Below are 25,439 nucleotides of genomic sequence, written 5' to 3' on the forward strand. Positions count from 1 at the left end.
AGGAGAAGCAGGAAAAGTTCTATCAGATCGAGCCGTCCCCCGACCAAGCACTCTCGGGGATCGGGAAACCCTGGCTCACCAGGATTTCCAAAGCAGCCGCCACGCCGGTTTCGATCGTGTGTCCTGAGGTATCGAGAATCGCGGCACCTTCCGCGATCTTCAACGGAGCCGTTTCGCGGCGGCTATCAGCGTGATCGCGCGCGGCCACGGAATCCACCTCGCCGACTTCCTCACGACGCGCCTCGCGCACCGTCGGGTCGGCATCCATGTAAATCTTGTACGGCGTCTCGGGAAAGACGACGGTGCCGATGTCCCGGCCTTCCATCACCACATCGCCCAGCTTCAGGTAATCCCGCTGCAGGGAAACGAGGCACTCGCGGACTTCCGGCACCGCGGCCACCGCGGAGACGTTCGCATTCACCTCCTCGCTGCGGAGTTCATCACCGGGATCCACTCCGTCGACGGCTACGGTGGAAGATAATCCATCCACCCCGCACTGGAGCTCCATGCCCTTCAGCGCCTCGACCACAGCCAGGCGGTCGTTCGCATCCACGCCCAATTGCAGGACCTTCCAGGTCACGGCCCGATACATCGCGCCGGAGTTCACCATGATCAGGCCGAGGCGCTTCGAGAGGATGCGCGCAAGCGTGCTCTTCCCGGACGCGGCCGGACCGTCAATGGCGATGGCTCGATGAAGGATCATGGCTGAACGGGAACCGTGGGCAGATCGTAGTCAGCCTCGACCTTGCTTTCGGCGAGAACCGCGGCGAGCTGCTTGGAGAAACCGGGATAAGACGTGTTCACGCACTCGGTATTGCGCATCACCGTCTCGCCGCTGGCGAAAAGCCCTGCGATCGCGAAGGCCATTGCGATGCGGTGATCGCCATGGCTCTCCATCGTGGCGGCATGAAGCGGTGAACCACCGGTAATCTCCATGCCGTCCTCGAATTCTTCCACCTGACCGCCCATCGCACGCAGGTTGTTCACCACCGTGGTGATGCGGTCGGTTTCCTTCACGCGCAGTTCCTTCGCATTGCGGATGACCGTCTTGCCCTCGGCCATCGCCGCAGCGACGGCGATCACCGGAATCTCGTCGATCAGGTTCGGGATCTCCGCCTTGAGCAGTTCGGTGCCCTTGAGCTTGCCGCCGAGGATCTCGACATCGCCGATCGGCTCGCCGGCTTCGGAAGAAGTCACCGTGCGGGTGATTTTCGCACCCATGCGCTCGATCACATCGAGCACCGCGGTGCGCGTCGGGTTCAGGCCGACGTTCTTGATCACCAGGCGCGAGCCCGGCAAGGCGGCGGCAGCCACCACCCAGAAGGCAGCGCTGGAAATATCTCCAGGCACTTGGAAATCACGCGCCTGCGGAACCTGGCCACCTTCGATCGAGATGGCATTCCCTTCCGTCGAAAGCTTCACGCCGAAGGACTCGAGCATGCGCTCGGTATGGTCGCGCGTCTCGGCAGGCTGCACCGCGGTGGTCGTGCCATCGCAGAACATCCCGGCCAGCAGCACGGCGCTCTTCACCTGTGCGCTGGCCATCGGCAGCTCGTAGCGAATCGGCGTCAACTTCGTGCCGTGAATCCTCAGCGGTGCGCAACCCGGCTTCTCGCCGAGGCAATCGATCTTCGCGCCCATGGCACCGAGCGGATCGGTGATGCGGCCCATCGGACGCCCGGAAAGCGATTCATCACCGAAAAGCTCCGTCTCGAAAGACTGTCCGGCGAAGAGACCCGCCAGCAAACGCATGCCGGTACCGGAGTTCCCGCAATCGATCGGCCTGGTCGGTGCGGCCAGTTCCATCTTGCGGCCATGAATGCGCATCGTCGTCGGCCCGAAGCCCGGCATCTCCTCCAGCACCTCCACCTCCACGCCACAGGCACGCATCGCGCCCAGGGTGTTCAGACAGTCCTCGCTCGGCAGGAAATTCCGCACCGTGGAAACCCCGTCCGCCAGACCGGCAATCATGGCCGCACGATGGGACATGCTCTTGTCGCCAGGCACCGGGAAGGCGGCGTCCAGCGTGCGGATGGATCGGACTCGGAACTCGCTCATGAAAAATCGTTTCTGACGCGTGGCAGCGCGGAGTCGCGGGCATCCTTTGCCTCCGCCAGCCACAAGCGCAGCGCTTCTTGGTCGCCCGCCTCCAGCATGGCAAGCATTTCACTCATCTCCTTGATGCCCTGACCTAGTACCACCTTCATGGCATCACGGTTTTCCACCACGATCTCCGCCCACATCGCGGCGTCGCCGCCAGCCACCCGGGTGGTGTCCCGCAGGCCGCCACCGCCGAATTTCCCATCCTGCGGCTCTTGGAGCGCCACCTTGGCCGTCACCGCCGCCATCATGTGCGGAAAATGGCTGATCTTCGCGACGAGCGCATCGTGCTCCGCCGCGCCTAACCAAGAGATATGGCAACCCATCGCCTCCCAGAAACGCGCCAGCCGGTCTGTCCATGGCGCGCCGACCGCATCGTCATCCGTCAGCAGGCAGGCAGCCCCTTCAAATAGCCGCGCATCTGCCGCCCCCATGCCGGTTTGCTCGGAGCCAGCCATCGGGTGGCTACCGATGAAGCGTCCCCCCGTCCTCTCCAGTAGCGGCCGTAGCAGGCGGTGTGGCGTCGCCTTCACGCTGCCCACATCCGTGACCAGCGCCTCGCGGGAAAGACCCGCACCCTGTGCTGCCAGCAGCACCGTGGCCATCGCACCCACCGGCGTGGAAAGAACAATCAGGTCCGCACCCTCAAGCGCCTCCTCCATGCGCTCGGTCGCTTCGGAAATCCCTCGTCCCCGGGCCTGCTCCACCGTTTCGGCACGCCGTGCCCACAGCGAAACGGCACGGTCCGGAAATCGCTGCCGCATCGCCAGTGCCAAGGAGCCGCCAAGCAGCCCCCCGCCCAAGACAGCGACCTTTTGAAACTCCATCATGGCATGGCCCGGAACAGAAGAGCCGGACCCTGCGGGACCGGCTCCTCGAAATCAAATGTTGCGACGTGGCAGAGGCTTCAAGGAACCCGGAAGTGCTTCTTTTCAGAAGCCGGATAGGTCGGATCCGCCACCAGCGAGCCCGGCGGGAAGCCCTTCACGTCGATCGGCTTGTTGTTGAAGGGACTGAAGACGAAGCCCGGCTTGCCAGGGATCGGACGCGCCACCGGAGGAGCCTCCTTCTTCTCGTTGGCAGGCTTCGGCGGGGCCGGAGCCTTCTCACCACCGCCATCCGGAGTGGTCGGTTCCACCTTCGGCGTTTCACCATCCGGCTGGGTGTTCGTGCCCTCCGCCTTCAGCTCTTCCTCGCGCTTGCGCTTCTCCTCGCGCTGCTTGTTGATTTTCTCCTGCTCTTCGGGAGTGAGCTGCTTGCGTTGAGCTGGATCAGCGGGCGGTTCCGGCGGCGGTTCGACGTACGGAGTGCAGGAAGCCGCGAGCAAGGCAGAGGCAGCAGCCGGGAGAATCAGGCGCAGATTCATGGTTCTAGAAGGGATCTCGGTCGGCAACACCATGCCGCCGGAAAGCGCCGACGATGCCCCGCTACCCCCGCCCCGTCAAGCCGGGGCCTTGCCGGAGCTTGCAAAACGCCGCCCTTCCATGGCTGCCTCCCCGCGTGAGAAAGCCTTCCACCCCGATCGACGATTGCCTGCGCCCGCACGGGACCATCCTGCGCACCCTCGCCGAAGGCCTTTACGAAGCCGCCCTCCCTAACGGGAAACCCGTCATTTCCCATCTCTCAAAGGAACTCGCCGCGAATCCACCGCCCCTCCCCGAAGGCACCGTCGTCCTGCTGGAAATCAGCCCCTTTGATCTCGATCGCGCCCGCATCGCTGCCGTGATCGCCTGACCGATCTTGACCCCGGTTTGACACCTCGTCCGGCCTCCGCCTTCATCCCGCCATGCCCGAAAGCTTCACCGGTGGTTTCGTCCAGACCAATGCCTACCTCGTCGAAACCCCGGATGGAGGCCGTCTCCTGATCGATGCCCCGATGGGCGCCGCCGGGTGGCTGGAAGCCAAGGGCATCCGCCCCACCGCCCTCCTGCTCACCCACCAGCACTACGACCACGTGGAGGACGCCGCGGCGGTCGCGGCACTTGGCGCGAAAGTCTACGCCTTCGCCCCCTACTCCACGGTCCTCACCTTGGAGGAAAGAGTCCGCGCCTGGGGCCTGCCGATCGAAGTTACGCCCTACTCGGTCGATCAGCTTCTGGAAGGCAGCGCCGAACTCGAGATCGGCAACCTGAAAATCCAGCTCGCCCACGTGCCCGGACACTCGACGGACAGCGTCACCTTCTATCTTCCGGAACGCGGGGAGCTATACGCCGGAGATACCCTTTTCGCCGGTTCGATCGGTCGCGCGGACCTGCCCGGCGGGAATATGGGGCAGCTCGTCGACGGCATCCGGGAAAAACTTTTCGTCCTGCCGGATGAAACACGCGTTTTCCCGGGCCACGGCCCCGCGACCACGATCGGCGCGGAACGTGCTGAAAACCCGTATGTCGGTGACTGAAAGCGAGGCAAAGCCGCGCCCGGGTGTCGCTACTTACGGGCGAGAAATCCGCTGGAATTTTACACTCTCCCCTGCGACTTTGGTAAAGCAGATGAGACAACCGACGTTTATTGCCTGAATCCATGGCTGACGACCCGCAAACGCCGGTGGAAATCCCGATCCCCGAGTCGCTGCGCAAGCAGCTCGACGATTTCCGCCGTCAGTTGTGGCGGGCTAAAATCGCCGAAGCCGTCTTGGCGGGATTTTTCGGGCTCCTCTTCTCTTTCTTGCTCGTTTTTGCCTTGGACCGGGTCTGGCAGACCCCCGCCCTGCTACGTCTGGCAATCCTCATCGGGGGCACCTCGCTCATGGCGATCTTCGCCCCGCTGTGGATGCATCGCTGGGTTTGGAAGCACCGCCGCGAAAATCAGCTCGCCCGCCTGATCGCAAAGCGCTTCCCCGGCCTCGGCGACCGCCTGCTCGGCGTCGTCGAGCTCCAGCAACAGGTTGAAAATTCCGATACCCTCTCCCCTCGCCTGCGTGCCGCCGCCATGCAGCGGGTCGCGGAGGAAGCGGAGCGCCGCAAGCTTGAGGAGGCACTGCCCGCTTCCCGCCAGCGCACTTGGTTCCTTGCGGTCGTTGCACTGTTTCTCACCGCAACAGGTGCCCTGATTTTCGCCCCGAAGGCCGGCATCAGCTCCTTGAAGCGCTGGCTGATGCCTCTTTCCCAGACCCAACGCTACACCTTCACCGCGCTCGAGGCGACACCTGCCGAACTCCCCGTGCCGCAGGGAGAAGCCTTTTCGATCACCCTGAAGCTCGCCAAGGACACCGAGTGGTACCCCGCTTCCGGCGTGGCGAAATATGGCCGCCAGGATCCGGTCTTCGCCCCATTATCCGGCAGCAGCTACGAGTTCCAGTTTCCCGCGCAACAAGATCCCGGGATCGTGAAGATCGAGATCGGAGATGCGAAGCACTTGATCAAGGTGGTCCCGACCCTGCGCCCCGCCATCCGCAGGGTGCTGGCAAACCTGAAGCACCCGGACTACCTGCAAATCCCGAATCGGGAAATCGACCTCGGCAGCGGCGTTCTTTCTGCCGTGGAGGGGAGCAAGGTCTCCGTGACGATCGATGCCACCCGCGAGCTCGCCTTGGCCAGCTACCAGTTCGGCCCCTTGGAGTCGTCGCTCGCCACCCCGGCACCCGCCGCGGAACTCCGGGAGCGCGGCGAAATGAGCATTCATGGAGCCTCGGCAAGCACGCCTCCCATCGAGATCGGCAAGGATGTCTCCAAGCTCCCGATCCAGTGGACCGACCAGCTTGGACTCAAAGGCGAGGACGGCTTTGAAATCCGCGTCGATGCCCTGCCGGATGAAGCTCCGGGGATCTACATCCAGGGCCTCCCGCGCCAGCACGTCATGCTTCCGGAGGAAACCGTCGATTTCGAGGTACTGTCCGAAGACGACTTCGGCATCCGCCGCATCGGCTTGGAATGGAGCGGCGAATTCACCCGTGCGACCGACGAAAAGCCGGCTAGCGGCGAGATCGAGTTGGCCACCGGTGGCCCGGCGATGAATCGCCTCTCGGGCAATCCCGCATTCTCTCCGCAAGCCTACCAAATCCGGCCGCAGAAGCTCACCCTGCGCGCATGGGCGGAAGACTACATGCCGGGACGCCAGCGCGCCTTCTCGGAGCCCGTCACGCTTTTCATCCTCACGCACGACGAACACGCGCAGATGCTCAAGACCCAGTTCGACCGCGCGATCGGCGAGCTGGAGGACCTCGCACGCCGGGAGCGGAATCTCTACGAAGAGAACCAGCGCCTTGAGCGCCTGGCACCGGAAGACCTGCGGAAGGAAGAAAACCTGAAGCGCTTGGAAGCCCAGCAGGAAGCGGAGAAGCAGCAGGCCGAGCGCATGAAGGATCTGGCCGAGAAGATGGAAAAGCTCTTCAAGGACAGCACCCGCAACGGAACCATCGACAAGGACACCCTGAAGAAGATGGCCGAAGCCCAGCAATCGATGCGCGAGCTCGCGGAGAAGGACATGCCTGAAGTCGAGAAGCCCCTCGGCGACGCACAGGACCAGCGTAATACCGACGAGAAGTCGAAGCAGGATGTCGAGAAGGCCGTGCAGGAGCAGAAGGAAGCACTCGAGAAGATGCAGGAGGCCCTTGAGAAGGCGAACGATGCCAACCAGCGCTTCGAAGCAAGCACCTTCGTCAACCGTCTGAAGAAGGCCGCTTCCGAACAGGAAGGCGTCGGCATCAGCGTGTGGGATTCCTACGCGAAGACCGGCGGCCTCTCCATGGAGGAGCTTGACCCTTCGGATTCAGGCAAGCTGCAGGACACCATGCGCCAACAGGCGAATATCACTTCCGACGTCCGCTGGATCCAGGAGGACCTGAACCATTTCTTCACCCGCACCAACAAGGAAGAGTATCGCAAGATCCTGGATGCGATGACCGAGTCGCGCATCGATCTGAAGCTGGAGGACCTGCGCCTGTTGCTGGATGCCAACCATGGCTATCGTGCCCGCGAGGAAGCCGACATCTGGGCAAACAAGCTCAAGGAGTGGGCCAAGATGCTCGAGGGCGAGCAGCAATCCGGCGGCGGGGGGGGCGGCGGCGGCGGTGGTGAAAACCAGGATGAGGATTTCGAGTTCATGCTGCGGGTCATGAAGATGATCCAGCAGGAACAGGATCTCCGCGCGCGCACCCGTGCCCTTGAAACACTCCGACGTTCTTACGACAATAGCCCGAATCCCGAGCCATGAAGACGACCCTCGCATTCATCCTCGCTCTCCCCTTGTTCGCTGCGGCCGCAGAGAAGGATCTCGCGACAAAAATCGCGGAGCATCAGGACGGCTCGCGAAAGCTCTCCGAGCAGCAGGACGAAATGGCAGCAGACGTCCAGCAGCTCATCATCGAACAAACCCATCCCAAGGTCATCGAGCTGCTCGAAGGCGTGGAGCAAGCGATGGATGAAGCGTCGGGCTTGCTGCTCGAGTTCGACACCGGCGGGATCACCATCGCCGCGGAAACCGATGTCATCGAAAAGATCTTCGAGGCCGCCAAGGAACGCCAGAAACAACAGGGCCAGGGACAAGGCCAGCCGAATAGCCCCGGCGGTGCCATGCTGGACATGATGGAGCGCATGATGGGCAAGGAGCCCGGGGGCGAGCAGCCCGGCCAGCAACCAGGTCAGCAAGGCGGCGAGCAAGGTGGCGAAGGCCAGACCGGCGACTCGGACTCCGCGAACTCCGCCAGCAACGGAGCCAGCACCGGCAAGGAAGAAGAGCGCCGCGTTCCGAAGTCCTCCGGCAAGGCCGGCCAAAGCTTGCCGCGTGAATTCCAGGACGCCCTCGACGCCTATAACCGCGCCGCCGAGAAACTCGCGAAATGATCAAGGCTCTCTCCGCATCCCTTTTCCTCGCCAGCCTCCTTCACGGGGTGGCCCAGGACTTGCCACGCCGCCCGGATGACCCGGTGCCGGCGCAGGTCGATACCATGTTTGATCGCGGCCTCGCCTATCTCGCGAAGTTCCAGAACCAGCAGGGAGCGTGGGATGACAGCATGGGCAGCGAGCCCGGCGTGGTAGGACTCTGCGTGGTCGCCTTCCTCGCCCATGGTGAGGACCCGAACCACGGCACCTATGCCAAGAACATTACCCGCGGCCTCGATTTCATCCTGTCCCAGCAGAACCAGAGCAATGGTTACATCGGGAACAGCATGTATAACCACGGTTTCGCCACCCTCGCCCTCGCGGAAGCCTACGGCATGGTGGACAACCCGAAGATCGCCCCCGCGCTGAGGAAAGCGGTGGATCTGATCCTCAGTGCGCAAAAACGGAATCGTTCCGAAGCCTGGCGATATACTCCGGACAGCACCGATGCGGATACCACCGTCTCCGGCTGCCAGCTGGTCGCGCTCTATGCCGCGCGGAATGCAGGCCTGCCGGTCCCGGATGAAGCATTCAAGAAAGGCCTGGCCTATATGGCCCGCTGCCGCGGTGGCGATGGATCCTATGGCTACACCTCCGCGAGCGGCGGGAAGCCGACCCTGACGGCCATCGGCGTGCTCTGCCTCTCGCTCGCGAAGGAAAAGGACGGGAAAGGCTTCCAGTCCTCGGTCGACTACCTGCGCAAGCAGCTCTCCTACCGGGACCGCCACTACCCCTATTATTTCGAGTATTACATGTCCCAGGCCCTCTTCCATGCCGACCCGGAAACATGGGAAGAATGGAACTCCCGGAACATCCGCTACCTTTCGACGGCCCAGTCCCGTGACGGCTCATGGCCCGGGAACAAGGGACAGTCCTTCAATACGGCAGGGTCCCTGCTTTCGCTGGCCCTGAACTATAGGTTTCTTCCAATCTACGAAAAATGATCCGACGTCTGGTCATCGCCTCTTGGCTCACCCTGCCGCTCGCTGCCCAGCAGGAGCCGGTGGATCACCTGCGCTTCACCAATGGTGACCAGTTGCAGGGGCACTTCGGCGGCATCAGTGACAACGGTAAGATCTTCTGGGAGCGCCCGGACATCGCCACCCCCATCGAGCTGCAGCAGGAGAAGGTCCGGCAGATCGTTTTGCATGGTGCCAGCCCGGCCTCGCCGATGGCGAACCCCTGCCACGTGACCTTGATCAATGGCGACCGCATCCCCGGCAAGGTGGTCGCTGCCGACGAGAACGAATACACCATCGAAAGCACCGCCGCGGGCGTGCTGACACTCCCGCGCGACGTGATCGCCACCGTGGCGCCGAATCCCTTCGGCGGGCGCTTGCTCTACGCCGGCCCCTTCGAAGAAAAGGGCTGGAACATCGCACGTGCGGAAAGCGCTGCCGCCGACATTCAGGACCCCTTTGCAGCAAATGGTCCGCTGCTGCCGGATCCCACCGGAAAGAAGGATGCGAATGCCAAGAAGGAACCCGAGGCGAAGGCCTCCTGGGTCCATGCCGGAACCGCCTGGTATTCCCGCAATGGCAATGATGCGATCACCTATGACGCAAATATGCCGGATCGCGCCCTGCTGCGCTTCAAGCTCGGCTGGCGCTCGCGTCCATCCTTCGCCGTCGCCTTCCATGCCGATCTGGCGAAGCCGCCGGCGGCGAAGAAGGAAGGGGGCGATGGCGACGACAACCGCGGAAATTTCGGTGGCCCGTCACAATTCACCAAGCTTTTCGGCAATGCTTATGTGTTGAACTTTAATCCCGGTTACGTCCGCTTGCAGCGCACCTGGTACGACGAGGATGGCCAGCCGAAGATCACCGGCGTCCGCGTCGGCAGCACGTCCATCCGCCTGCCGGATACGGGCGAGGCTCTCTTCGAGATCCGCGCCGATCGCAAGGAAGGCTGCATCGCCGTCTACATCGATGGCGAGTTCGCCCTCCAATGGTATACCAACGAGGAGAACCGTGAAGAAGGCGGGGTCGAGGAGACCTACAAGGCCCCGGGCGGGGCTTTCGGGTTCCAGGTGCAAGGAGGTGCCTCGCAGGTGAAGATTTCCGACATCGTGGTGGCGGAGTGGAATGGCATGACCGATTCCGCCCGTAGCATGGAGAGCGAGAAGCAGGACATCGTCCTGCTCACCAATGGCACCGACCGCTTCTCCGGCACCGTGCGTGGGATTCAGGATGGCATCGTGGAGATCGACTCGAAGTATGCCGGGATGAAGATCCCGCTCACCGAAGTCGCGGAGGTCCGCTTTGCGAAGAGCGGACGCCGCAAGATCGAGGAGGCTCCCGCAGCGGAGATCTCCGTTCACCTCCAGCCCGTCGGGAAGATCAGCGGAAAGCCGGTGGTCGCCGCCGATGGCAGGATCGAACTGGAAAACCGCTTGGCCGGAAAGATCGACCTCGATCTGGCACCCGCCGTCGTCTTGGAATTTCAAGCTGGCGGAGGATTCCTTGACGGTTGGGATGATGACCTTTGATTGCTGAACCCCCGTGTATCGTCTCGCACTCACTCTCGCCCTGATCTTGCCCGCTGCCGCGGACGAGGTCATCCTGACCGACGGGTCACGCCTGTCCGGCACCGTGGCCGCCGTGGCCGATACCGGCGAGCTTGCTCTCGCCAGCCCGCTCTCCAGCGAGCCATTCCAACTTCGGGCGGATCACATCAAGCAGGTGCAATTCAGCCACGCCAAGAAAGTGGTCGATGAATACGATGCCATGCTGGTGCTCGCCAATGGCGACGAACTGCCCTGCGATTTGCTGGGCATCAACGCGGATTCACTCCGCGTAAACACCTCTCTCGGCGGCGAGATCGACGTGCCGCGCAGCGCGGTGAACACCGTGCAGCTCGGGGTACGGCCCCGGAAGCTGGTCTATCGCGGACCGGATAGCGACGATGGCTGGAAGATCAAAAGCGGCTGGCGCTTCGACAACCGTCGCTTCATGGCCGATGGCAGCGGCACTCTGGCACGGAGCTTCGATATCCCGGGGTCCTTTGCCCTGCGCTTCCGCTTGGCCTGGAAAAACACGCCGAACATCCAAGTCTATTTCGCCGACGACATGCTGGAAACCACCGGCAAGGCGGATCGCTACTACGTGACCTTCAATAGCTCGGGCTTCGAGTTGAAGCGCCAGCAGAGCAATGACGGCCACCCCTATCTGGCGATGGCTTCGATCCCCCGCGAGCCGGACGACTTCCCGGACTCCCAGCTCGAAGTGGAGCTCCGCGTGGATCGCAAGCTGGCAATGGTGCACGTCTACCTCAACGGCGAGTTTGTGGAGAAATACCATGACTCGCTCGATAGCGCGCCCATCGGCCAGGGCGTGATGTTCCGCAGCAATACCGGCGGCGAGGACTTGCAGTTTATCGATGCCGTCGAAGTGCGTGAATGGGACCCTTCCGCCGACCGCCACCGTGCCGAACCCCGGGGCGATGAATCTTCCGACGTGGTGATCACGCGCTCCTCCGATCGCGGCAAGGTGAAGATCCTCGAGATGCGCGAGCTCAACGGCACCCCGATGCTCTTTTACAAGGGCCCGCACTCCCCTACCGCGGTGGAACTCCCGCTGGACGAGGTTTCCACGCTGTTCTTCGAACGTCCTGCGGAGCGCCCCGCGCAGCCGCACCCGCCGCTTGCACTGGGCCTGCGCAGCCGTGGCTCGCTGGGCGTGAACAATTGCCGCTCCGAAGGAGATCTGCTCATCGCCGATCATCCTTTGCTTGGAAAACTCTCGATCCGCCGTGATGCGGTGGCGAAGTTGGAGAGGATCGATGGCAAGGAAGAGCAAAAGGATGTAGAGGAGGAGGAAGAGGAGTGATGAAGACGATGCTTTACCCCTCCCTGCTGCTTGCCGCCCTGACCGGTGCGGGCGCGGCCCCGCAGACCGAAGTGCAGTGCATCGACGGCAGCCGCCTGAAGGGAAATCTCGTGGAAATCGGCCCGGACACCGCGCGGTTGGAGGCGGATTTCCTGGCATCCCCGGTGCCGCTGAAGACCGAGAAGATCCTGGAGATCTCGATGGCCGCGAAGCGTGGCGATTTCAAGGGCGACCATGTGGCAACCGTGACGCTGAGCAATGGCGATACCCTGCGCGGCGAGTTGACCGGAGTGAGCGACAAGGAGATCTCCCTGAGCACCTGGTATGCCGGTGACATGAAGTTCCGCCGCGAGATGGTGGACCGCTTGGAGATCGAGGATCGTCCGGAGCTGTTTTTCTCCGGCCCGGAATCGATCGACGGCTGGACCTTGGACGACCCGCCATCGTGGAACTATGAGCAAGGAGCCCTGCGCGCCACCGGCCCGGGCTCGGTTTCACGGGATGTCGGCAAGCTGCCGGCGAAGCTCCGCTACGCCTTCGACCTGGCTTGGCGCGCGAGTCCACGCTTCCGCTTCATTTTCCTGAGCGATGATGTGCAGGCCGGAGAACCGGCCAATTGCTACATGCTCGATTTTACAAATTCGCGTTTCCTTCAGCTCACCAAGCGCTCGTCCCGCACCGGCGTTACCCAGATCGGCGGCTTCATCAATATCCCCGAGATGCAGACCAAGGAGAAGATCCGCATCGAGGTCCTGGTGGATCGCAAGGCGGGCTTCATCCGCTTGCTGGTGAATGGCAATGTCGCACAGGATTGGAACGACCCCGATCCGGAGCAAGGCGCATCCTCAGGAGGTATCCATTTCAACTCCCGGGAAAGTGCCAACATCCGGATCTCCCGCGTCGAGGTGACCTCGTGGGATGGCGTCGTGGAAGGCCATGCGCCGGACAATGGAGAGGGACTCATGGAAGACGATGAGCCGCCCCAGCCGAAGGAGGAACCGGAACCCGATCCAGCCCGCATCCGCCTGCGGAACAACGATGAGGTGGCGGGCGAGATGCTGGGCATCGAAAGCGGCAAGGTGAAGCTGAAGACCCGCTTCGGCGAGGTCTTGCTCCCCGTTTCGAGGCTTCGCAACTTCACGCTTCACACCAAGGACAACCGCAAGAACCCGGACCTCTACCAGATTCCCAAGCGTTACCTGGGCGACGTTCGCGCCTGGTTCCCGGATGGCACCTGCGTGACCTTCCGCCTCGAAAGTTCGGCTGAAGGGCGCTTGAAAGGCTACGCACAACCCTTTGGGGACGTGGCCTTCGATGGCAATGCCTTCAACCGGATCGAGTTCAATCTCTACGATCCGGAGCTGGAGGAGGCACGCCTCAGCTTCCAAGGATGGAAGTAAGGTCAAGGGCAAGCCTCTGGCCTGCCCTATCCACCAGATCAGGCACCGGGACCGAGCGGCGGCGGATGAAAGACACCGTCCTGCGGCCCCAGCGCATCCTTGAGCCGCCGCTGGTATTCATCCCGCGGTACCTCGATCCCACCGAATTTCCGAAGGTGATCGGTAAGCCACTGCGTATCCAGCAGCATGAAGCCGCGCGCCTGCAATTCGCGCACCAGCGCGACTAGGGCGAACTTGGAGGCATCGGTCTTCCGGGAGAACATGCTCTCTCCAAAGAAGGCCTTTCCTAGCGCCACCCCGTAGAGCCCGCCTTGCAGGCCCTCCTCATCATGCACCTCCACCGAATGCGCATAGCCGAGGCGGTGCAGCAGGCAGTAGCTCTCCAGGATGGTGGCGTCGATCCAGGTGCGCTCGCGGTCGGCACAGCCCTGCATCGTACCGCGGAAATCGGTATCCCACTTCACGACGAAGGGCGACCGCTTCATCGCACGCTTCATGCCGTGGGGAATGTGGAAGCCGTGATCGAGCGGGATCACCCCGCGCAGCAACGGCGAAAACCACGTGAGCTCACCTTGATCTGCCATCGGGAAAACCCCTTGGGCATAGGCACCAAGCAGCACTTGCGGCGGGATGATCTGGGCTGGCGGGAATCCGGACACGTTCCGCGGCTAACATGCATGCAGTATCCCCATCGCTCAATCGGATTCGGCGGACTGCCGAGCCAAGCTTTGAGGGTCGCGGATAGGGTCAGCCAAGTTCTCCCGGGCCCCGCAATGCCCTTCCACTGGCAGTAGAAGCTTACCACCGACATGCGCGAAGCTTCCCGAGCCAACATCCCCTTTCTCGTGCACATCGGGCCTCTCACCATACCCATCGTCGGGCTTCTCGGCCGGAGACCTTCTACTGCCACCAAGGGTTCGGCAGAGAGATCCCTGTTAAATTTCTTCTTTTTAACAGGAGGAACAGGAACGGATTCCAAAGGTCCCCGCCATCGGATATCCGGCAAAGCCCCCGGGATCCATACGCCATTCACGCACCGGAGTTCCGGAATCCATTTTGGAAACAAGCGCTTGGCAAATAGTCGGCCGGCCTTTCTCCATTCCCCTTGCACATCCCCTCATGCGGGTTGAAATCTCCCTGCCCCTCCCACACTCTTTTCGCCCATGTCCGCCCGTCTTTCCATTGATCTCCACACCTTGCCCGAGGAAGGCAAAAACTTCAGCGGAGAGATTGATCCGGAGATCTTCGACCTCCCCGAGCACGACGTCAAACCGCTGGGCCCCATGGTCTACGACCTCCGTGTCCAGCGATTCGGCTCGGAATTGCTACTTTCCGGCAGTCTTTCCGCACCCTTCGAATTGATCTGCGTCCGCACCGTCCATCCTTTCAAAAAGACCCTCGTCGTCGACCCCGCCAATGTTTCGGTAGAGATTGAGGATGAAGGATCTGTGGACGTCACCGACGCCCTCCGGGAGGAGCTCCTCTTGGAGATCCCGGACTACCCGCGCTGCGAGGAAGCGGACGAACCGATGCACTGCGAAATCGATCCTCGCTATTTGGCAGTGGACAAACCCGCAGAGGATGGGGTAGAGACCCGCCCCCGCGCCGCAGGGGACGACCGCTGGTCGGCCCTCGATGCGCTGGATAAACTGGATTCCGAACGCTAATACCTTCACGTCATGGCCGTACCAAAACGCCGTCAGTCCAAGAGCCGGCAAAAGATGCGCCGGGGTGCCAGCCGCTGGCGCGCACCGATCTTCAAGTCTTGCTCCGAGTGCGGCAGCCGCGTGCCTTCGCACATTGCCTGCCCGTCCTGCGGTTACTACGCTGGCCGCAAGGTTCTTGAAGTGGATGCGCTCTGAAGCGCTCCGACCCGGATTTTTCAAGATCGCCGTGCCGGCTTTTCCGGCACGGTGATTTGTTGTATCCGGGTCTCACGATGCACCCGCGATGAAAGTAGCGCTCGATGCCATGGGCGGCGACCACGCCCCCGCCGTCAATATCGGAGGGGCCAAGGAAGCCCTGCAGCTTTACCCCGCGATCGAGAAGATCTTCCTCGTGGGAGATCAGGCAGCCTTGGAGGCGGAGTGCGCGAAACAAGGACTCTCCCTTTCCGATCCCCGCGTGCAGATCGTCCACGCCCCGGAGACCATCGGCATGGCCGAACCGGGCGCCAAGACGGTGCGCCGCAAGAAGCAGTCTTCCATCAATGTGGCGATGGACTTGGTGAAGGCCGGCGAGGCTCACGCCTTCGTCTCCGCGGGCAATACCGGTGCCGCCGTCGCCTCCGCCACCATCAAGCTCCGTCTGATCGAAGGCGTGGACCGCGCGGGCATCGCCTCCGGCCTGCCGAATGAATTCGGCGTGTGCCACTTGCTCGATGCCGGCGCAAACCCCGAAGCCAAGCCTGAGCACCTGCTCGTCTACGCGATCATGGGCAGCGCCTTCGCCCAGTACGCCCTCGGCGTGAAGCAGCCGAAAGTCGGGCTCATGTCGAATGGTGAGGAAGACGAAAAAGGCACCACTTTCACCAAGGAGACCTTCGCCCTGCTCAAGCAGTTCGCCGACAGCGGCAAGGCACCCTTCGAATTCGTCGGCAACGTCGAAGGCCACGATCTTTTCGAAACCCAGCTCGACGTGGTGCTCTGCGACGGCTTCACCGGCAACGTCGTGCTGAAGTCCTGCGAAGCCACCGCCAAGGCCATGTTCAAGTGGCTGAAGGCCGAGCTCACCGCCAGCCCGATCCGCATGCTCGGCGCGAAAATTTCCAAGGGCGCCTTCATGGCCCTCAAGGAACGCGCCAGCGCCGAATCCTACGGCGGCAGTCCCCTTCTCGGCGTGAATGGCGTGGTCATTATCGCTCACGGTGGCTCCACCGCCGTCGCCGTCCGCAATGCGATCCGCGTCGGCATGGAAACCTACGAGCACAAGGTGAATCCCCACATCCAGGAGACTCTGGCGAAGGTGGCGCTCACCTAGTGGACTAGCGGCAGGCACAGGCAGGAACTCTACCTCGTCACTTGTGCCGGCGGTTTTGTTAGGCCATTCCGCCGCGCCACGGTCTCGCCCAGTGTCTTGATCGCGAGCATGTAGATCGGATCATCCTTGGGAAAGAGTTCCACCCACTTCGATGCCGCTTCGGCATCCGTCCACGCCCACTTGCGCAAGACATTGAGCACCGCTTCCTCGTGGATCTGGCCGGCCGGGATCTCGCGGCTCACCAAGGCCGCCGCCCTCGCGGGATCTGTCTGCGCCTGCGCATTCGCCACTCTCGCGAAGAGGCTGTCGCGCTCCTCCCCCTCCGGAAAGGTCGCCAGCCACTCGGCGAGCGGTTGCAAGTCATCCGCACGCGACCACTGCTGCGAAAGACTCTCGACCATGATCTCGCGGCGGTCGGCATTGATGTTGGTCTCCCGCAGCACACGCACCGCCCTCTCCGGATTCGTCTTCGCCACCTCGAAGGAAACGTAGCTCACCATCGTGTCCCGCTCACGGGGATTGTCTGCAGGGTTCGGAAGATTCGCCGCCCAGTCCTGTGCCTTGTCCGGATCAAAGGAAGCCCAACTCTGAACCACCACCATCATCAGATCAGCCCGCCATTCCGGATTCTCCTGCGATGATGCAAATGCTGCCGCCGCTTCCGGATCGAGCTTTGCCAAGGCAGGCACCAGCTTCTGATAGACGCGGTTGATGCTCGCTGGATCCTTCGTAGCCAAGAGCGCCAGAATCTCCTCCTGCAAGCGCGCGAACTCCGCCGCCTTTTGCGCTGCTGTCCTACGGCTCGATTCAGTCTGATGCTTCGGAGCAAGTGAATGCTCCGCCACCTTGCCATTTCCGGCTTGAGGCTCTCGACTCACTCCAAGCATCGCAACGAACAAGGCACCGCCGAAAAGAATGATGCACCCCACAACAAGACGGGGTTTTGTATTCGTCTTCATCGTCATCTGATTTTCGAAAATGGCCCCGGCCTCCCGAATGGAAGCCAGGAAAGCCGGGGCCGGTTCAGGGCTCCATCAATCCACACGCACCGACGACACTACGTCGTTCGCGTTCGGAGTCAGCGTCGTGAAGTTCGGCGTGTCCGCCGTGCGAACCCACGATTGCCCGCTGAAGTTGTCATCGGAATACATCGTGACCGTGCGCCCGCTCTGCACCCTCACGGAAGACGCCCAATCATTGACCAGGCCTCTCGCCGCCATCTGCACCAGCGTGTAGGTGCCCACCGGCAGCAACTGGCTGGCCGCACCGCCGTAGTTCGTATTCTGGTAGAAGGTCGCACCCGAGGGTCCGGTCACCCGGCAGGAGGACATCTGCTCGTTCGCATTCGGAGTCAGCGAGGCAAAGCTCGGGGTATCCGCAGTGCGGGTCCACGATTGACCGCTGAAGTTGTCGTCCGAATAGAACTGCACCGACCAGCCGGCAGGTACCCTGACCGACGATGCCCAATCGTTCGCCACACCGGCCGCAGCGAGCTGGCTGAGCGTGTAGTTCCCCGGTTGCAAGGCCGATCCCGCTGATCCCCCGTAGTTCGTATTCTGATAGAAGACGACACCGGTCCCGGTCTGCCAGCTGTTCCCGGTGGTGGTCACGTTCATCGCGCCACCGGCCTCATTGAGGAAAGCGGGCTGCCCGGCATTCAGATTCGAGACGGTGTTGTTCTTGATGTTCGCCGAACCCGAAGACCCGCTGACTACCCACACACCCCGCTTCGCAGGATGGCTGATCGTGTTGTTGTCCCCGAAGGTGATCGAGCAACTGCCGATCCGCACGCCATGCTGATAGGAGTCGATGATGTTGTTCCCGCTGAAGCTGCAGATCGCATCCTCATAGACCCAGATCCCCGCGGTGTCATTGTGGCCGCCTACCCGGGTGAAGGTATTGTTGTTCACCTGGCCGTTCACGCACTGGAAGCCATCCGCGCTGAACTTGCCTACCTGGATGCCATTCTCACCGGTCGAAACCTGATCGGAGACCGAGTTTCCCTGCATCAGCGAATTGATTCCGCCCGCGATGCGCAGGCCGTTCGCGCCGAAGGAATTCGTCTGGGTGTTGTTCAGCACCTTCGGATCCTGCATGTTCTGCCGACCGAGTGAGATCCCTTGCGAATTGATCGCGATCCCGTCGTCTCCGGATCCGTTGATGTTGCAATCTTCGACGGTGAGGTAGGCACCGAGTTTATTGGGGCCGTCACCGTTGTTGATGTTCAGGCCATCAGCCCAAGTGTCTACGGTCTGGCAATTCCGGATCGTGCCGTTCGACCCGCTGGCCCACATGCCGGCCTGGGCCTTTTCAAAGCGGACCCGCTCTACCAGCCAGCCCACGCCTTGGGTATTGATACCGGTGGCGGATTGCGCACGGTTCGGGGCATTTCCCTTGAGTCCGATGTCACGGACCGTGCAGCGCGTGATGTCCAGGTAGTTCGCGCCATCGCTGGGATTCACGTTCACATCCCGGAAAAGGGTGCTGCTATTCATCCCTGCTCCGGTGATGGTGATGTCCGTGGCGGACAAAGTAGTACCGACATAGTAGGTCCCCGCCGGGATCCACACTCCCCTGCCCTGCGTTCGCGCGGCATTGAAGCAATTCTGGATTGCGGTGACGTCGTCGGTCGTATCATTCCCGGTCGCACCGTAGGTGGCGATCGAGAGCGTGTTCGCTGGTTGCGATTGGGCCATCGCGGCTCCCGCGCCTGCCGCCAGGAAAGCGGCACTCAGAAACATGTGGGCACGATTCTTCCTTTGATAGGTGGTTTTTTTCATTGGGCGTTGTCGAGTTAGCCATTCCCGATCTCCGCCCAGGTAGAGATGCAGGAATAGAATCCGACCACTAACTCCCCTCTACCCGTCGGGTCAAATATTTTGGCCATCATACCAAGCCGAAGGACAAATCCTAACAGGTCACACAATCCGGAAACCCGCTTGCCCATTGGGTTTCCAAGCACTTCAGGTAACTGTGACATGTACATCTCCAAGACCTTACGAATCTTGCACAATCCACCTTCACATGACTTCCAAGCCAACTTTATCCATGGATTGCGGTTGCCCTCTTCGCGAACTGAAGACAGCGTGATCCTGACATGCTCGAAGCACTGCGCACGGCCACGGCACTCCAAACCGCGGGTTTCTTCCTCGTCGCGAATCTGGCGATCTTTGGAGGTTCCATCGTGCTCTGCTGGGCCTTGGGCGTGATGTTCAAGGGCAAGCGAATCTTCGATCGGTGGGAACCCGTTCGTTCGGTCGAATTGGCCGCAGCCTTCTCTGCGGTGATTCTGAACGCCGCGGTCTCGGTCGGCGGCTGGTGTTTATGGACGCGCGGCTGGATCGAGCTCCGCGACGGAGGCATTCTCCGCTCTGTCATCGACTGCCTGCTCATGGTGTTCGCCATGGATCTCGGCATGTACGTATTCCATCGGGCCGCACATCACCCGGTGATGTTCCGCGTGATTCACCGCTTCCACCACCGCCATGAAGCGACGAATCCCATCAGTCTCTTCGTCTTGCATCCTCTCGAAGTGATCGGCTTCGGCGGCCTGATGATTCTTTTCCTCACCCTCTATCCCATGAGCCTTGCAGGACTCATCGGTTACCTCACGCTCAATGTCCTCTTCGGCACCTTGGGACACGCCGGAGTCGAACCCTTCCCCGCCTTCCTCAGCCGCTTGCCGGTGCTCAGACTCATTGGCAGCTCGACCTTCCACGCCGAACACCACGAGCATCCGCGCTACAACTTCGGCTTCTACACCCTCTTCTGGGACAAGCTCTTCGGAACCTTGGATCCGGACTATGAGCGGCGCTTCCGGCAGGGATCTTGAGCTAACAGTTCGTCCTGGCCAACACTTGGCACCGACGGGCCTCGCGCTTGACAGCCCTCAGATCGTAGAAACTGAAATGACTAAGAATCCGCCAGAATCGCCCGACGGGATTACAGCCCCAATCATCTTCGTCGAAGATCATTGCACGGACGAAGACCGTGACGTGATCCTGCGCGGCCTCGTCGACTACAACGAGAGCCAAGCCCCCGCCTCCAAGTCTCGCGACATCGCCGTTCTGGCTCGGCACGAGGGAAAGGTGGTCGCCGGCCTCACCGGACATACCTACTGGAACTGGCTCTTCGTAAAATGGCTCTGGGTCGCGGAAGACTTCCGGAAACAAGGGCTCGGCCAGAAGTTGATCGCAGCCGCCCATCAGGAAGCCCGCGCACGCGGCTGCCAGCATGCCCACCTTGATACCTTCGACTTCCAAGCGCTTCCATTCTACGAGTCGCTCGGCTATGTCGTCTTCGGAAAACTCGAAGACTGCCCACCCGGACACACCCGCTTCTTTCTGCAGAAACGGGATTTCGACCGCGAAGCATAAGGCGACCTTCACAAGCGCGGCACGTTCGAACCGATTGTCGACACTCTTCCCATGGCCTATCTTCGCGACGGAGATCATTGCTGCAATCTCCCCCACTCCACCGGCATCCCGCTCACCGCGATCGGGTGGCTGGACCCTGACCACGACTATCCCCGGGGAAAGGTGAGCGAGGGGTTCTTTCGCCAACTCTGCATGCATTTGGGAAAGCCCTGGCAAGCGCCCTTCGCATGGGCGGGCTTTCACCACTGCGAACTCTGTCAGTTCTCGACCTCCCAAAGTCACTTCGGAGGCTACTCCTTCCAATCGACCTCAAGTTCAGAGATCTTCGTCCCAAATGGTAGAGAGATCTTTGTCTCACCGAAGAACATCGCCCACTACATCGATGCTCACGGCTATCTGCCGCCTGACAGCTTTATCGATGCTCTTGGAGCCTGTCCGACTCAGGGCTCCAATGCCTATCTCAAGCTTCTCCTCGACTCCGGCGGTCGGGAATGGCTCAAGCGATTAGAGGCACCAGAACCCTCTTGAGCAGACAAGTTTTAGCCCCGGGCCAACGCTCAGTATCCCACCTCGGACATCTAGCACCCCGCCGCCAACCCATGAACGTCGCAACCTCCACGATCATTCAAAGCACAGCAGAGCGCCTGTGGCCGCTGCTCACGAGTTCGCAGATGACGGCATCCGGGCGCTTCTGCCTTGGCGTTCCCCGCCCCGTCGCTTGCGAACTCCCAAGCGCAGTGGGCGAAGTCGGAGCGGAACGTCGTTGCATCTCGGATCGCGGCACGGTGATCCAGACGATCACCCACTGGAATCCGCCGACCCGCCTGAAATTCCGCATGCGCTCCACCGACCACCAGTGGGGACGCTGCGTCGAATCCATCGAAGAGGACTTTCACATCGAGGAAATCCCCAAAGGCGTGCGGATCACTCGAGTCACCCGTATCAAGGCGAAGGGCTTCCTGAGCCGGGTGAAGGAAGCCTTGTTCTGCATCGGCCTCAAACGGGTGCATTTCTATGTCTTCAAAAACTGGCGCAACCAACCCGCGACCGCTTCCTTCTAGCAAAGCCGGGTAAGGCTCCCGGCAAGCTAGTCCCAAGTCTCGGTAGGACGATCCGAAATTCACGCGGGGACCACTGGCAGCGCTTCCAAAAGACCGGCTACTCCGGTGAATCTCGGGCAAAGCGCTCATGCGTCGCTCACGGGAACCAAGCGCCTGTTATTTTTCCTGTTAAAACAGGGATAACAGGCTCGGCACTCCGTCGGATTTTCGAGGCTGCGGCCGGGAGATTGGGGCCGGGGACCAGAGAACTTCCGGAAATCCCACCGCCTCATTCATTTGCTTCCATTTCTCCCCCTATGCCAGCCCGCCCGATCCCGTTCACCCACACTTCGCGCTTCGCACCCGGCTCCCTGCGGCTACACTTCCGGCCATCCGAACCCGAATGAAGCTCGCTCTCCTGCTTGCCTTGCTCCTGCCGCTGACCGCGTCCGCGCAGGTAACCCCGCCTGCGCCAGCTCCCACACCTGCCCCGAAGCCCGCAACACCAACTCCGGCAACTGCCCCGGAGGGAACCGCGGTGCCTGAAACGGCCCCGATCCCCGCTCCTGCACCAGCCGAGCCCGCGGCCCCGGTCATCCCGGACGATGGCGTGCGCGTGGCCGTGCTCGGCTACCACGACTTCTCGGAGACCGCCACGGAGACCGAAATGATTATCCGGACCTCGAAGTTCCGGAAGCAGATGGAGGCGATCAAGAATGCCGGGCTTCCCGTGATCCGGATGGAGGACTTCCAAGCTTGGAAACGCGGGGAAAAGGAAATTCAGGACAAGAGCATCGTCATCACCATCGATGACGGCTGGAAGGCGGTTTACACGGACGCCTACCCGATCCTGAAGGAGTTCGGCTATCCTTTCACCCTCTTCCTCTACAAGAACTACATCGACGGCGGCGGGAAGGCCCTGACCTCCGCCATGGTCGAAGAGATGCAGAAGAACGGAGCCAGCATCGGCAGCCACTCCGTCAGCCACTCCTATCCGGGCAGCTATCGCCGGAAGGGTGCCGCCGCGTATGAGAAGTTCCTGCGCAAGGAATTCGGCGAGTCGAAGACCTTCCTCGATGAGAAATTCAAGGCCCGGGTCACGACCTACGCCTACCCGGGTGGCATCCACACCGCCGAGATGGACCCCATCTCCAAGGAACTGGGCTACGAGCACCTTTTCACCGTGCTGCCGGGCAAAATCCGCCGCTCGAACGACGACCACACGCTGCCCCGCTACATCATCCTCGGCACCCACGACCGGATTTTCGAGCTGGCTACCGGCTTCAATGACGTCGCGGGCGGCAGCACTGCCACCGCGGGCAGCACGGCGATCGCCCCGCAGACCACCCCGCACCCTGTCAATCCCGAACCGGGCAGCATGATCGATAGCCGCCTGCCGCTGATCAGCGCGGACCTTTCCGCCGTAGCAGATATCAATCCCGCCACCCTCTCCATGAAAGTCGGCGGATTCGGCGAGGTTCCTGCGGTTTACGACTCGAATGCGAAGTCCTACTCGTGGCAAGTCAACCGCCGCCTCCGCTCCCCGGTTTGTCAGGTCGCGGTGTCATGGCTGGACAGCAAGGGCAAACCACCCGAAGTTCCGCTGCGCTGGTCCTTCCGCATCGACCCGGAAGCCGCCTACTTGCCTGAGGAATAAGCGGTTTCTTCCTTGTTTCCTCTCTCATCGATCTTTTCCCTTTTCTCACATGTTCTCGAATCTCGCCGACTCCCTCGACAAGACCTTCCGCAATCTCCGCGGGGTCGGGAAAATCTCCGAGTCCAATATCACCGACGCCCTGCGCGACATCCGCCTGGCCCTCCTTGAGGCCGATGTGGAATTCAGCGTGGCGAAGGAATTCGTGGCTCACGTGAAGGAGAAGGCCATGGGCGTGGACGTGCTGAAGTCCATCAAGCCCGGTGAGCAGATCGTTAAGATCTTCCACGACGAAATGGCCGAGTTGCTCGGCGGCGATCAAGTGCCGCTTGATCTCTCGGATCCGGGCTATGTCCTCATCTGCGGCCTGAACGGCGCGGGAAAGACGACCACCGCGGGCAAGCTGGCCCTGCGCCTGAAGCGCGAAGGCCGCAAGCCCCTCCTCGTCGCCTGTGACCTTTACCGTCCCGCCGCCATCGATCAGCTCGCCGTGCTGGCGAAACAGGTGGATGTCCCCGTCTACACGCCCGAAGCTTCCGAGACCGATGTGGTGAAGGTGGCCAAGGACGCTCTCGAGTGGGCGAAGACGCAGAATCACAACGTCATCATCTTTGATACCGCCGGCCGCCAGGAGGTCGATGAGCGCCTGATCGAAGAGCTCAAGCGCCTGCATGCCTTCCTCCAGCCGAAGGAGACCCTGCTCGTGGCCGACTCCGCCACCGGTCAGCAAGCCGTTTCCGTGGCGCGCCACTTCGATGAAGCGGTGGGCATCACCGGCATCATCCTTACCAAGCTCGATGGCGATGCCCGTGGTGGCGCCGCGCTCTCGATGCGTGCCGTCACCGGCAAGCCGATCAAGTTCGCCGGTGAAGGCGAAAAGCTCGACCAGCTTTTCGAATTCCACCCGAACCGCATGGCCGACCGTATCCTCGGGATGGGCGACATCGTCGGAATGGTGGAACAAGTCGCTTCCAAGATCGACGAGAAGGACGCAATGAAGTCGATCCAGCGCCTCGCGGAGGGCAAGTTCGACTTCTATGACTTCCTCGATCAGATGAAGATGCTCCAGAAGCTGGGCGACATGAAGGGCCTGCTCGGCCTTCTTCCCGGCTTCAACAAGATCAAGAAGCAGATCCCGGATGCCGCCTTCGACCCGAAGCGAATGAAGCGCACCGAAGCGATCGTGCTGTCCATGACGCCCGATGAGCGCCGCCGTCCGGAAATCATCAAGAACTCCCGCCGCGAACGCATCGCGAAAGGCTCCGGCGTGAAGCTCGTGGAAGTGAACCAGCTGCTCAAGCAGTTCGGCGAGATGCGCAAGATGATGCGCTCCCCGAACAAGATGAAGAACATGATGAAGCAGATGGGCGGCATGCCGGACATGGGCAAGATGCCGAACTTCGGCAAGATGCCCGGCGGACTGGGCAGCCTCGGCGGTGGCGGTGCCGGAGATCTCGGCAACATCGACGAGCTGATGAAAAAGATGAAGGGTAAGTTCCCCTTCTGATTGCACCTGAAGATTTGCCATCTTCGCTAAATAACCTCGGCACATGAGCATGGCTCCCCCTCCCTTTCCTGTCGCACCGCCGAAGAAAGGTCTCCCACCCTTTGCGTGGGTGGGAATCGGCTGCGGCGGCGTGATCGTCTTGATCCTCCTCATCGCGGGGATCGTCGGCCTGACTGTTGGAAAATCGGTGCTCTCAAAATTCAAACAGCACCCCGCCCTTCCGATGGTCGAGGAAGTGCTTCAGACACATCCGGAAATCGGGCGCTTGGCCGAAAATCAGGAAGCCGGGACCGTCATACTCGCCCCGACTGGTTCACCCGATCAGGTCAAGACTACCTACGATGAAATCGTACGTGGAAAAGTAGTCATGCCTGATCCTTCGGGAACACCGGTTCCTTTGTTCCAAGGCGACCTCACCAAAGTTCCCGCCTGGGTGCCACGCTACCCCGGAGCGAGCGGTATCACCTCCCTGGTTCATGAGGACCTGCCTGACAAGATCCACGGCATCATGGTGATGGAGACCGCCGACGCCATGGACGACGTCGAGAAATTCGCCGATGCCGAGGCCGCCAAGCTCTTCTCCTCCTCATCGACCTCGCGCAGTAATTACGATCTCAATGGAGTGAGACGGGCCCGCTTCAGCTACGCCGGTGGCAAGAAGGAGCTCACGTTCCTGGCTTACGGGAAGAGCGGATCCCCTCTCACCGTGATGGTCGTCTACACCGAGAGTAAGTAAG

25 protein-coding genes are annotated in these 25,439 nt (G+C 61.6%); 18 read left to right on the top strand and 7 right to left on the bottom strand.

The features are described 5' to 3' along the window. Positions 1–22: 22 nt before the first annotated feature. The 4 genes from cmk to HHL09_RS01980 form a co-directional block, all read right to left on the bottom strand. Positions 23–703: a (d)CMP kinase gene (gene cmk / locus HHL09_RS01965; RefSeq protein WP_169452818.1), complete on the bottom strand. Its 681-nt coding sequence runs from the start codon at positions 701–703 to the stop codon at positions 23–25. Beyond that, complete coding sequence (gene aroA, locus HHL09_RS01970; protein WP_169452819.1) at positions 700–2,058, bottom strand: 3-phosphoshikimate 1-carboxyvinyltransferase; 1,359 nt, start codon at positions 2,056–2,058, stop codon at positions 700–702. The genes cmk and aroA overlap by 4 nt, the downstream gene beginning before the upstream one ends. Next, positions 2,055–2,930 (bottom strand): prephenate dehydrogenase, encoded by an 876-nt coding sequence (locus HHL09_RS01975; protein WP_169452820.1) that lies wholly within the window; start codon positions 2,928–2,930, stop codon positions 2,055–2,057. Before HHL09_RS01975 ends, aroA begins: the two co-directional genes overlap by 4 nt. 77 nt (positions 2,931–3,007) lie before the next feature. Beyond that, complete coding sequence (locus HHL09_RS01980; protein ID WP_169452821.1) at positions 3,008–3,466, bottom strand: hypothetical protein; 459 nt, start codon at positions 3,464–3,466, stop codon at positions 3,008–3,010. A 134-nt stretch (positions 3,467–3,600) separates the two neighbouring features. Here HHL09_RS01980 and HHL09_RS01985 point away from each other — a divergent pair, with 134 nt between their 5' ends. From HHL09_RS01985 to HHL09_RS02020, 8 genes are all read left to right on the top strand, one after another. Continuing rightward, entirely contained in the window at positions 3,601–3,834 is a 234-nt protein-coding gene (locus HHL09_RS01985; protein WP_169452822.1) for a S1 domain-containing protein, read from the top strand. A gap of 52 nt (positions 3,835–3,886) precedes the next feature. After that, complete coding sequence (locus tag HHL09_RS01990; protein ID WP_169452823.1) at positions 3,887–4,498, top strand: MBL fold metallo-hydrolase; 612 nt, start codon at positions 3,887–3,889, stop codon at positions 4,496–4,498. 122 nt (positions 4,499–4,620) lie between these two features. Further along, positions 4,621–7,251 (top strand): hypothetical protein, encoded by a 2,631-nt coding sequence (locus HHL09_RS01995; protein WP_169452824.1) that lies wholly within the window; start codon positions 4,621–4,623, stop codon positions 7,249–7,251. Beyond that, the gene (locus HHL09_RS02000) at positions 7,248–7,880 is read left to right on the top strand and encodes a hypothetical protein (protein WP_169452825.1); all 633 of its coding nucleotides are present in this window, start codon (positions 7,248–7,250) and stop codon (positions 7,878–7,880) included. Before HHL09_RS01995 ends, HHL09_RS02000 begins: the two co-directional genes overlap by 4 nt. Further along, a complete protein-coding gene (locus HHL09_RS02005; protein WP_169452826.1) occupies positions 7,877–8,863 on the top strand; it encodes a prenyltransferase/squalene oxidase repeat-containing protein in 987 nt (328 codons plus the stop codon). The genes HHL09_RS02000 and HHL09_RS02005 overlap by 4 nt, the downstream gene beginning before the upstream one ends. Next, entirely contained in the window at positions 8,860–10,407 is a 1,548-nt protein-coding gene (locus HHL09_RS02010) for a hypothetical protein (protein ID WP_169452827.1), read from the top strand. The genes HHL09_RS02005 and HHL09_RS02010 overlap by 4 nt, the downstream gene beginning before the upstream one ends. Positions 10,408–10,420: 13 nt before the next feature. Then, on the top strand, positions 10,421–11,746 hold the full coding sequence (locus HHL09_RS02015; protein WP_169452828.1) for a hypothetical protein: 1,326 nt from the start codon (positions 10,421–10,423) through the stop codon (positions 11,744–11,746). Beyond that, on the top strand, positions 11,746–13,146 hold the full coding sequence (locus HHL09_RS02020; protein ID WP_169452829.1) for a hypothetical protein: 1,401 nt from the start codon (positions 11,746–11,748) through the stop codon (positions 13,144–13,146). Before HHL09_RS02015 ends, HHL09_RS02020 begins: the two co-directional genes overlap by 1 nt. A 38-nt stretch (positions 13,147–13,184) precedes the next feature. On the opposite strand, the gene aat is transcribed toward HHL09_RS02020, so the two are convergent. Further along, a complete protein-coding gene (gene aat, locus HHL09_RS02025) occupies positions 13,185–13,805 on the bottom strand; it encodes a leucyl/phenylalanyl-tRNA--protein transferase (RefSeq protein ID WP_240963712.1) in 621 nt (206 codons plus the stop codon). Positions 13,806–14,309: 504 nt separating this feature from the next. Between aat and HHL09_RS02030 the strand changes: the two genes are divergently transcribed. The 3 genes from HHL09_RS02030 to plsX all read left to right on the top strand — a co-directional run bounded on the left by HHL09_RS02030 (position 14,310) and on the right by plsX (position 16,125). Continuing rightward, positions 14,310–14,813 (top strand): YceD family protein, encoded by a 504-nt coding sequence (locus tag HHL09_RS02030; protein ID WP_169452830.1) that lies wholly within the window; start codon positions 14,310–14,312, stop codon positions 14,811–14,813. A gap of 12 nt (positions 14,814–14,825) precedes the next feature. Further along, entirely contained in the window at positions 14,826–15,008 is a 183-nt protein-coding gene (gene rpmF / locus HHL09_RS02035; RefSeq protein ID WP_169452831.1) for a 50S ribosomal protein L32, read from the top strand. 88 nt (positions 15,009–15,096) lie between these two features. Continuing rightward, on the top strand, positions 15,097–16,125 hold the full coding sequence (gene plsX, locus HHL09_RS02040) for a phosphate acyltransferase PlsX (RefSeq protein WP_169452832.1): 1,029 nt from the start codon (positions 15,097–15,099) through the stop codon (positions 16,123–16,125). Between the two features lie 29 nt (positions 16,126–16,154). Here the strand turns inward: plsX and HHL09_RS02045 are convergent, their stop codons facing one another. Both HHL09_RS02045 and HHL09_RS02050 read right to left on the bottom strand, forming a co-directional pair. Continuing rightward, a complete protein-coding gene (locus HHL09_RS02045) occupies positions 16,155–17,084 on the bottom strand; it encodes a hypothetical protein (RefSeq protein ID WP_169452833.1) in 930 nt (309 codons plus the stop codon). Between the two features lie 75 nt (positions 17,085–17,159). After that, complete coding sequence (locus HHL09_RS02050) at positions 17,160–18,866, bottom strand: beta/gamma crystallin-related protein (protein WP_169452834.1); 1,707 nt, start codon at positions 18,864–18,866, stop codon at positions 17,160–17,162. Between the two features lie 356 nt (positions 18,867–19,222). Here HHL09_RS02050 and HHL09_RS02055 point away from each other — a divergent pair, with 356 nt between their 5' ends. The 7 genes from HHL09_RS02055 to HHL09_RS02085 all read left to right on the top strand — a co-directional run bounded on the left by HHL09_RS02055 (position 19,223) and on the right by HHL09_RS02085 (position 25,438). After that, positions 19,223–19,957: a sterol desaturase family protein gene (locus tag HHL09_RS02055; RefSeq protein WP_169452835.1), complete on the top strand. Its 735-nt coding sequence runs from the start codon at positions 19,223–19,225 to the stop codon at positions 19,955–19,957. Between the two features lie 76 nt (positions 19,958–20,033). After that, positions 20,034–20,501, top strand: coding sequence for a GNAT family N-acetyltransferase (locus HHL09_RS02060; RefSeq protein ID WP_169452836.1), 468 nt, complete (start codon positions 20,034–20,036; stop codon positions 20,499–20,501). Between the two features lie 51 nt (positions 20,502–20,552). Further along, positions 20,553–21,029: a DUF7919 family protein gene (locus tag HHL09_RS02065; RefSeq protein WP_169452837.1), complete on the top strand. Its 477-nt coding sequence runs from the start codon at positions 20,553–20,555 to the stop codon at positions 21,027–21,029. A 71-nt stretch (positions 21,030–21,100) separates the two neighbouring features. Continuing rightward, entirely contained in the window at positions 21,101–21,562 is a 462-nt protein-coding gene (locus HHL09_RS02070) for an SRPBCC family protein (RefSeq protein WP_169452838.1), read from the top strand. A 382-nt stretch (positions 21,563–21,944) separates the two neighbouring features. Continuing rightward, a complete protein-coding gene (locus tag HHL09_RS02075; RefSeq protein WP_169452839.1) occupies positions 21,945–23,198 on the top strand; it encodes a polysaccharide deacetylase family protein in 1,254 nt (417 codons plus the stop codon). Positions 23,199–23,247: 49 nt separating this feature from the next. After that, positions 23,248–24,702, top strand: coding sequence for a signal recognition particle protein (gene ffh, locus HHL09_RS02080; protein WP_169452840.1), 1,455 nt, complete (start codon positions 23,248–23,250; stop codon positions 24,700–24,702). Between the two features lie 49 nt (positions 24,703–24,751). After that, complete coding sequence (locus HHL09_RS02085; RefSeq protein ID WP_169452841.1) at positions 24,752–25,438, top strand: hypothetical protein; 687 nt, start codon at positions 24,752–24,754, stop codon at positions 25,436–25,438. Position 25,439 lies beyond the last annotated feature (1 nt).

It is taken from the genome of Luteolibacter luteus (genome assembly GCF_012913485.1).
GTDB classification, from domain to species: Bacteria; Verrucomicrobiota; Verrucomicrobiia; order Verrucomicrobiales; family Akkermansiaceae; genus Haloferula; species Haloferula lutea.

Excerpts from the sequence above, each read along its gene's own strand:
- cmk (WP_169452818.1), bottom strand. The coding sequence starts at position 703 with ATGATCCTTCATCGAGCCATCGCCATTGACGGTCCGGCCGCGTCCGGG.
- aroA (WP_169452819.1), bottom strand. The coding sequence starts at position 2,058 with ATGAGCGAGTTCCGAGTCCGATCCATCCGCACGCTGGACGCCGCCTTC.
- HHL09_RS01975 (WP_169452820.1), bottom strand. The coding sequence starts at position 2,930 with ATGATGGAGTTTCAAAAGGTCGCTGTCTTGGGCGGGGGGCTGCTTGGC.
- HHL09_RS01980 (WP_169452821.1), bottom strand. The coding sequence starts at position 3,466 with ATGAATCTGCGCCTGATTCTCCCGGCTGCTGCCTCTGCCTTGCTCGCG.
- HHL09_RS01990 (WP_169452823.1), top strand. The coding sequence starts at position 3,887 with ATGCCCGAAAGCTTCACCGGTGGTTTCGTCCAGACCAATGCCTACCTC.
- HHL09_RS01995 (WP_169452824.1), top strand. The coding sequence starts at position 4,621 with ATGGCTGACGACCCGCAAACGCCGGTGGAAATCCCGATCCCCGAGTCG.
- HHL09_RS02000 (WP_169452825.1), top strand. The coding sequence starts at position 7,248 with ATGAAGACGACCCTCGCATTCATCCTCGCTCTCCCCTTGTTCGCTGCG.
- HHL09_RS02005 (WP_169452826.1), top strand. The coding sequence starts at position 7,877 with ATGATCAAGGCTCTCTCCGCATCCCTTTTCCTCGCCAGCCTCCTTCAC.
- HHL09_RS02010 (WP_169452827.1), top strand. The coding sequence starts at position 8,860 with ATGATCCGACGTCTGGTCATCGCCTCTTGGCTCACCCTGCCGCTCGCT.
- HHL09_RS02020 (WP_169452829.1), top strand. The coding sequence starts at position 11,746 with ATGAAGACGATGCTTTACCCCTCCCTGCTGCTTGCCGCCCTGACCGGT.
- HHL09_RS02030 (WP_169452830.1), top strand. The coding sequence starts at position 14,310 with ATGTCCGCCCGTCTTTCCATTGATCTCCACACCTTGCCCGAGGAAGGC.
- rpmF (WP_169452831.1), top strand. The coding sequence starts at position 14,826 with ATGGCCGTACCAAAACGCCGTCAGTCCAAGAGCCGGCAAAAGATGCGC.
- plsX (WP_169452832.1), top strand. The coding sequence starts at position 15,097 with ATGAAAGTAGCGCTCGATGCCATGGGCGGCGACCACGCCCCCGCCGTC.
- HHL09_RS02045 (WP_169452833.1), bottom strand. The coding sequence starts at position 17,084 with ATGAAGACGAATACAAAACCCCGTCTTGTTGTGGGGTGCATCATTCTT.
- HHL09_RS02050 (WP_169452834.1), bottom strand. The coding sequence starts at position 18,866 with ATGTTTCTGAGTGCCGCTTTCCTGGCGGCAGGCGCGGGAGCCGCGATG.
- HHL09_RS02055 (WP_169452835.1), top strand. The coding sequence starts at position 19,223 with ATGCTCGAAGCACTGCGCACGGCCACGGCACTCCAAACCGCGGGTTTC.
- HHL09_RS02060 (WP_169452836.1), top strand. The coding sequence starts at position 20,034 with ATGACTAAGAATCCGCCAGAATCGCCCGACGGGATTACAGCCCCAATC.
- HHL09_RS02065 (WP_169452837.1), top strand. The coding sequence starts at position 20,553 with ATGGCCTATCTTCGCGACGGAGATCATTGCTGCAATCTCCCCCACTCC.
- HHL09_RS02070 (WP_169452838.1), top strand. The coding sequence starts at position 21,101 with ATGAACGTCGCAACCTCCACGATCATTCAAAGCACAGCAGAGCGCCTG.
- HHL09_RS02075 (WP_169452839.1), top strand. The coding sequence starts at position 21,945 with ATGAAGCTCGCTCTCCTGCTTGCCTTGCTCCTGCCGCTGACCGCGTCC.
- ffh (WP_169452840.1), top strand. The coding sequence starts at position 23,248 with ATGTTCTCGAATCTCGCCGACTCCCTCGACAAGACCTTCCGCAATCTC.
- HHL09_RS02085 (WP_169452841.1), top strand. The coding sequence starts at position 24,752 with ATGGCTCCCCCTCCCTTTCCTGTCGCACCGCCGAAGAAAGGTCTCCCA.